Genomic DNA, 1024 nt, shown 5'->3' with positions numbered 1-1024 from the left:
CGGCCCACCCCGCCCAGTTCGCCCGGGCGCGGGGAGCCTCGGTCGCCGGCAGCTGCCGCAACCCTGCGGCCGACGAGGCCCACGAACTCGGCGTCGAGCCGGTCGTGGGTTTCGGCTTCGACCCGGCCCCCCTCGCGGAACGGTTCGATCTCGTCCTCGACACGCCCGGCATGCTTCCCTTCGCCGCGGCCCGAACGCTGCTGAAGCCCGGCGGAACCATCGTCGACATCGTCCCAACCCCGGCCAAAATGATCAGAAGCGCACTGCCCGGCCCGTTCCGGGCGATGATGGGCCGGCCGGTGACCGCCGACCTGGAGGGGGTGGCCCGGACCCTGCGCCTGCCCATCGCCCGTACGGTCCCGTTGGCCGAGGCGATTCCCGCCCTGACGGAGCTGGAGCGCGAGCAGCGCCCGAAGGGCGGCAAACTGGTCATCGCCATGGCCGGAGGCTGAGCCGGACACGCTCTAGTGGTGCTTCGTCAGGTTCTCGGTTTGGTTCTGTTGCGGGGCAGGCGTCGGCCGCAGGTGGTGCAGGTGCCGGTCCAGCACTGCAGCAGGCCCTGGAGAGCGTCGAGGACCTGGTAGAGGGTCAGGCCGGCGTGTGGACTTTGGGGTCGAGCCGCCTGAGGGTGAGGAAGGCTTGGGCGGCTGTGGCGAGGGTGACGTGGTGGTGCCAGCCGCGCCAGGTGCGGCCCTCGAAATGGTCCAGACCGAGGCCGTACTTGAGTTCGCGGTCGCCGTGTTCGATGCGCCAGCGCATCTTCGCCCAGCGGACCAGGTCGGCGACCGGGGTGGTGACGGGCAGGTTGGTCATCCAGTAGCCGGCCGGCTCGTCCGCGTCTTCGGGCTGCTCGACCAGCAGGGTCCGCAGCGGCAGAACACCGTCCCAGCGGCTGCGCCCCCCGTTATGGTCTTCGCGGTCCTGCAAGAGGGCTGCTGGCCTCCGGGCCCGGCATGGCTGTTCCCCCCTGTTGGAAGTCGATGACCTGGGGGGTGGTGCCACCGGGCCCGAGAGGCGCCGTTGG

The 1024-nt window shown here is 71.1% G+C and carries 2 protein-coding genes; one reads left to right on the top strand and one right to left on the bottom strand.

Translation table 11 applies throughout. The annotated features are described in order from the left end of the window. Positions 1 to 452, top strand: a 452-nt coding sequence (locus G5C65_RS37650; protein ID WP_165303548.1) for an MDR/zinc-dependent alcohol dehydrogenase-like family protein, incomplete at its 5' end; no start/stop codon positions are given. Between the two features lie 136 nt (positions 453 to 588). Here the strand turns inward: G5C65_RS37650 and G5C65_RS37645 are convergent. Beyond that, a partial coding sequence (locus G5C65_RS37645) for a transposase (protein WP_420903411.1) occupies positions 589 to 1024 on the bottom strand: 436 nt, incomplete at its 5' end.

The organism is Streptomyces boncukensis, assembly GCF_011045075.1.
In the GTDB taxonomy this organism is placed as follows: Bacteria; Actinomycetota; Actinomycetes; order Streptomycetales; family Streptomycetaceae; genus Streptomyces; species Streptomyces boncukensis.
Note: the sequence above shows the minus strand (reverse complement) of the source record. Positions and strands in the feature narration are given on the sequence as shown.